Source organism: Chitinophaga sp. (genome assembly GCF_036566945.1).
Classification (GTDB): Bacteria; Bacteroidota; Bacteroidia; order Chitinophagales; family Chitinophagaceae; genus Chitinophaga.
On sequence record NZ_DATCVJ010000891.1, the window covers coordinates 1 to 5,720 of the forward strand.

General features: G+C 47.0%; 7 protein-coding genes. 3 read left to right on the plus strand and 4 right to left on the minus strand.

Going from position 1 to position 5,720, the window contains the following annotated elements; all coding sequences use genetic code 11:
- Together VIP81_RS26840 and VIP81_RS26845 are read left to right on the plus strand one after the other, a co-directional pair.
- The coding region (locus VIP81_RS26840) for a helix-turn-helix domain-containing protein (RefSeq protein WP_331968589.1) at positions 1-690 on the plus strand (690 nt) is incomplete at its 5' end.
- 84 nt (positions 691-774) lie between these two features.
- Complete coding sequence (locus tag VIP81_RS26845; protein WP_331968592.1) at positions 775-1,947, plus strand: serine hydrolase domain-containing protein; 1,173 nt, start codon at positions 775-777, stop codon at positions 1,945-1,947.
- 107 nt (positions 1,948-2,054) lie between these two features.
- On the opposite strand, the gene msrB is transcribed toward VIP81_RS26845, so the two are convergent.
- From msrB to VIP81_RS26865, 4 genes are all read right to left on the minus strand, one after another.
- Entirely contained in the window at positions 2,055-2,570 is a 516-nt protein-coding gene (gene msrB / locus VIP81_RS26850; protein WP_331968595.1) for a peptide-methionine (R)-S-oxide reductase MsrB, read from the minus strand.
- A 107-nt stretch (positions 2,571-2,677) separates the two neighbouring features.
- Positions 2,678-3,070: a DUF302 domain-containing protein gene (locus VIP81_RS26855; RefSeq protein WP_331968598.1), complete on the minus strand. Its 393-nt coding sequence runs from the start codon at positions 3,068-3,070 to the stop codon at positions 2,678-2,680.
- On the minus strand, positions 3,057-3,620 hold the full coding sequence (locus VIP81_RS26860; protein WP_331968601.1) for a carboxymuconolactone decarboxylase family protein: 564 nt from the start codon (positions 3,618-3,620) through the stop codon (positions 3,057-3,059). Before VIP81_RS26860 ends, VIP81_RS26855 begins: the two co-directional genes overlap by 14 nt.
- Positions 3,621-3,724: 104 nt before the next feature.
- A complete protein-coding gene (locus tag VIP81_RS26865; protein WP_331968604.1) occupies positions 3,725-4,303 on the minus strand; it encodes a TetR/AcrR family transcriptional regulator in 579 nt (192 codons plus the stop codon).
- A 107-nt stretch (positions 4,304-4,410) separates the two neighbouring features.
- Here VIP81_RS26865 and VIP81_RS26870 point away from each other — a divergent pair, with 107 nt between their 5' ends.
- Complete coding sequence (locus tag VIP81_RS26870; RefSeq protein WP_331968607.1) at positions 4,411-5,544, plus strand: lactonase family protein; 1,134 nt, start codon at positions 4,411-4,413, stop codon at positions 5,542-5,544.
- The last annotated feature ends 176 nt before the right edge of the window (positions 5,545-5,720 follow it).

Genomic DNA, 5,720 nt, shown 5'->3' on the forward strand with positions numbered 1-5,720 from the left:
TATTCGGATATTCCCCGGTGGCTATCCCTGGCAATATATGTGTGGCTGTCATTTAAATACCTGCACACTTACAAAACAGCCGGCAAACAAGTATCCGGCTTTGCATGGCTGCAACAGTTTGTATGGCTGATGGCCGCCTTCACAGGGATATGGCTGCTATACCTGGTGCCTTATGTGATTCCGCGTTATACCAATATGATGCTGGATAATTTCGACTGGTATCCTATTTATGTGCCCATTACGGTGCTGATTTACTGGTTAGGCATCAAAGGATACCGGATTTCCTGGCAACAGCTGGTTACTGATAAAAAAACGGATACGGTATTACCGGTAGCTACGGTGGACAGCGCCATCGTGCTGCTGAAAAAAGCGATGGAAGAGGATCATCTGTATCTGAATGCAGCGCTCACCGTGAATATGGTAGCGCAACATACCGGTTTAACGCCTAAAACTATTTCCGCCGTACTGAATCAGCATCTTCACAAAAATTTTAATGAGTATGTAAATGGTTACCGGGTAAACCTGTTTAAGGAGAAGTTATTGCAGGCAGATGCAGATCAACTGACCTTTGCCGGCATTGCCTATGATTGTGGCTTTAGTTCCACTGCCACGTTCCAGCGGGTGTTTAAACAACTCACGGGCATGTCGCCCTCCGCATTCCGGAAAAAGGCGCCGGAAATCCCGGAATAAGCGACTTTTTCATTGCTCAAATCCTGATCTGAGTAGGTGAACCCTTTGTAAACAGAGAGCTTTGTCAGGAAACAACTAACCCGGATGATCAACCATTCCACCTGCGTCTATCGGACTACAGCCCTGGTATTTTTTAGCATAGTAATATTTTCCTGCCGGAGCACACGGGTGCATACGACCACCAAGGTCACCGCCAGCGATAGCGTATGGCGCGCCGCCAACATCGCCGCTTTTGAAGCAAAGCTGGAGTACCTGCGGGAGCGTTACCATATTCCCGGCATTTCGGTAGGCATTGTGAATGAACAAAAGCTGGTCTGGAAAAAAGGATTCGGTTACGCCGACGAAGAACGTCAGCTGCCACCGGATGAAAATACCGTGTACCAGATCGCTTCTGTGACCAAAACATTTGGCTCCATTATCCTGATGCAGCAGGTAGAAGCCGGAAAGGTCAGTCTGGATGATCCCATCAGCAAATATGGTATTAACCTGGGCGCCCGCTGGGGCAGTGATCCACGGATAAAAGTGAAGCACCTGTTAACACATACCGCAATGGGTACCACCTTCAACGGCTTTAAACCGGGCTACAAATTCCGATACAACGGCGGCTGGTATAATGAACTGGGAAAGGTGATCCAACAATCTTCCGGACATGCTTTCGGGGAACTGCTCATGCAGCAAATCATCGTTCCCCTGTCTCTCAAAAATACAGCACCCAGCACCGACGACAGCGTGAACTTTGCGCTCACCGGTTACGATAAAGCCACTTTTTTGCAACGCGTTGCTAAACCCTACGACTGGAAAAATAAACAGGTAGTCCCCGTCACGTTTAATTACGGATTCGGCCCTGCCGCGGGGATGATGAGCAGCGTGGGCGATCTGGCGCTGTATTCCAATGCCATTGATGAAAAGAAGTTTTTAAACGATACTACCTGGGAGAAAATTTTTACCAGGTATGTGACCCCAAAAGGGAAGAAAATTCAATACGGCCTGGGGTGGTTTATTGGCTACTATAAAGGCGTAAAGGTAGTGTGGCATACCGGCTGGTGGACGGGCTACTCGGCTCTTTTCGTGAAAATTCCCGAGAAGGACCTTTGCTTTATTATCCTGGCCAATTCACAGGATTTGAGTCGTCCTTTTTATCATGTGGTGAAACTAGGTATTGTGGGGTTCTTTAATCCCCTGAAACATAACCTGAACAAGCAGTTAAGTGCTTCTGATTTCGGGAAAGCTTTCCTGGATCATTTCCTGCAGGAATGAATTGTTACCATCGGCTTCCGGCAGTCTGCTGAATACCAGGAATGGAAAAAATTACTGCATGAGTTTTATGATCCATTCCCGGTAGTACAGCATTACGAACCACTGCATTAATGTGCGCCGGGATCCGGTTCAAAGTCCAGCGACACAGAGTTCATACAAAACCGTTTATGCGTAGGAGGGGGGCCATCATCGAAAATATGTCCCAGGTGCGATCCACACCGTTCGCAGATGACCTCTGTCCGTTGCATACCAATGGAATTATCTTCCTTGTATATCACGCTGTTGGCCCTTAAGGGCTCAAAAAAACTGGGCCAGCCGCAGCTGCTGGCGAATTTAGCGTCTGAGCGAAACAGCGGATTACCACATACGGCGCAATAGTAGCTGCCTTTCACATCCGCGTCCCAGTATTTTCCGGTAAAGGGTCTTTCAGTAGCCGCTTCTCTGGCCACTGCATACAGGTCTGGTGGCAATACTTTTTTCCACTCCGCATTGGTAATATGCAGTTTCTTCGTGTCTGTTCTCGAGTAATAAGGATTTTTTTCCATTGGTTCTTTGTTGCCCGTCTGGCTATGGCAGGCAATCTGCGTAGCCAGGATCAGTGTTAAAAGAAATATTGGTTTCATTTTATTTGTAATTAATAAGCCCTCTAAAAATACGGCTTTATATCCGTATCAACGTCGTTTCTCCTATTAGACGGTGTAAACGGGACAACCTTACAAAATAAAATTCTTTATGCCGATCGTTGGAGCTGTTCCACGATCGCTTCCATTTTGGCCTGCAATTCCTTTCCTAATATTTCCAGGCCGGTATAGCCCTGTAACTGCCTTGCCGGATGATGATAGCTGAGCATGGTAGCACCGGTGTCGGTTGCTCTTAGCACCAGCTTCAGCGGCGCTTCAATAATCGCTGTCGGGTCATGCTCCAGTAGCTGTTTCATATACACCGGGTGAAAGAACAGCAATTGCCTGATTTTGCCGGTAATGATTTGCCGGGTAGCGAGAATAGCCTGCGGATTGATTTCATGCAGGAGCAGGAAGTCATGATGAAGAATGGCTTCCCGCGCATTTGACAACACCGTGTCAAATGGCTGTTCAAGGAGGATGGAGTTATTATTTGCTTTCATTTGCAGTGGTATTTAACGGGTGAATTACGTCTGGCCAGTCTACTTCGGTGCCAGCCACTACATTCAGGTAGTTAGTGAAAATATTCCGGACTACGTTGGCGATAATTTCCAATGTCTCTCCGTCGGTATACCCCGCCTGCCTCAGCGCCTGCAGATCATCGGCAGATAAATTTTGAGGGGAAGCCATCAACTTAGCGGTAAACTGCATGCCGGCGTTGGTCTTTGCATCAGCAGCTTTTCCCTTTCTGGCATCCAGCAAATCCGAATCAGACAATCCGGCTTTGGCGCCCAGAAAGCTATGTGCAGAAAGACAATAACTACAGCCATTATATTCTGCGGCGGCGAGGGCAATTCTTTCAGCCATAGGGGCACCCAGATTGCCTTTACGGAGTGCATTGTTAAACTGCACGTAGGCGTCCAGTACGGCTGGTGAGTGGGCCATTACGCCATACATGTTGGGAACGCGGCCCAGCATACGTTTTACCTGTTCTAATACCGGCTGTGCGGCAGCAGGCGCTTCGGATACAGGAAGGGGGGAAATAGTATTCATGATTTGATGTAATTAATTATAGACAAAACTGTCTATAATGAGATGAAAAAATAACCCGTTGAACGGGTATTGAAAGTGTTTTTGTCAGTCAGCTTTTTCGGGCATCACGTCTCTCCATCTTGCTGCCTGCTATCAATGAGTTGTTTCACCATTTTTTTGGCGGTCTTCACCGGCCAGATTTCCTTGTACACCTTACTCTCCACGATGGCACCTTCAAAAAGGAGGTAAATGGTATCGGCTATAGTGGATGCTCCATGGCCCGGAATAGCCGTCAATAACTGATATATGTAGCGCCGGAGCTTCCGTTTATGTTCCAATACCTGCTGCTGCATTTCAGGCTGACTGTCCCCGATCTCTGCCAGCAGGTTAATGAACCGGCAGCCCCTGAAATGTTGTAATGGTAATTGACGTTCCAGAAAATCAAAGATGGCCAGCAACCTTTCTGCAGGATCTGTTTTTTTGTCTACCATCTGGGTAATACCACTAAACCAGGCTGTTCTCGCCTCTTTCAGATAGATAAGCCCCAGTTCTTCCTTGGAACCAAAGTGGCTGTAAAGACTGGCTTTGGCCACCCCGGCTTCTTCCAGTACCTGGTTGATACCAGTGGAATGATAGCCCTGCTCATAAAACAACCGGCCTGCAGTAGTCAATATTTTTTCTTTTGGATTCCCTGGTCTTGCCATAACAACCTAAAGCTACATAAAAAATAATAATAGACAAAATTGTCTATTATTATTTTTTCGGGAGATGACTATCTTGTAGGCTCGTTTCACGCTTAAATCATTGACAATTGTTTCGCAAATTCTCTTACTTATCTCTCATCGCGTTGTTTGTCGGTTTGCTCGCAAATGCGCAGCAGTATTACCTTTTTGTAGGAAGCTACAACCGCGATAAAGACAAAGATGGTGTTTATGTCTACCGCTTCAACTACGCTACCGGGGCCTTGCAGCCGGTGTCGGCATTGAAAGGCGTCCTTAATCCTTCTTTCCTGACCTTGTCGCCGGATGGTAAATACATTTATGCCTGCTCGGAAGCCCAAACGCCTAATGTGGGTGGGGTAACCAGCCTGGCATTCGACAGCTCCAAAGAAATCCTGACCCTGCTCAGCCGGCAGGACAGTGGGGGCGACAATCCTGCATACGTGGGCACGGACAAAGCTGGTAAATGGCTGCTTTGCGCCAATTATTCCGGTGGTAGCCTATCGATTTTCCCATTGGAAAAGGGTCATATCGCACCTGCTAAACAGGTGATTGCCTTTCAGGACAGCAGTGTGCTCAAGTCAAGACAAAAGAGTTCACATATTCACTCGGGCGTATTTTCTCCGGATGGGCGTTACGCTTTTTTTGCGGATCTGGGCGCCGACAAAATCAGGGGATATCAACTGGTGCCTGCAGCAGCAGCGCCTTTACAACCAGCTACACCGCCGTATACGCGCACCGTTCCCGGCAGTGGACCCCGTCATATCATCTTTCATCAGCGGCTGCCTTATGCATACTGTATAGAAGAAATGGGGGGTGCAGTAACGACCTATAAATACAAGGATGGTAAACTGGATAGCATACAGCGCATCAGCGCCCACCTGGCGCAACCTGTAGAGGATTATAACAGCGCCGACATTCACATCTCTCCTGATGGTAAATTTTTATATGCCTCTACAAGAGAATATGCCAATACGATTTTTATTTATGCCATTAATCAGCAAAACGGTACCCTTAAAAGTATAGGGCAGGAGTCCAGTGGTGGCAAGCATCCGCGGAATTTTGTGATAGACCCTACGGGGAAATATCTCCTGGTGGCGAATCAGAACAGCGGGAATATAGTGGTGTTTAAAAGGAATCTACAAACAGGTTTGCTAACGGCTACCGGCACGGAAGTGAAAGTACTCAACCCTTCGTCTTTGCAGATGAGGGGATATGGTAAATAACGGTGGCTATAGGTACCGGATTTGACCATCGTATACTGTATTGCCTATAAACGGCTTCTCCTGTATTTACATCCTTATACACAGCTTAATATCAACTTATCACTGTAACAACAACAACATTTTTACTAACAGTAAAAGGCTCAATAACCTTCTAACCTAAATTAAGTAAGAGGTTA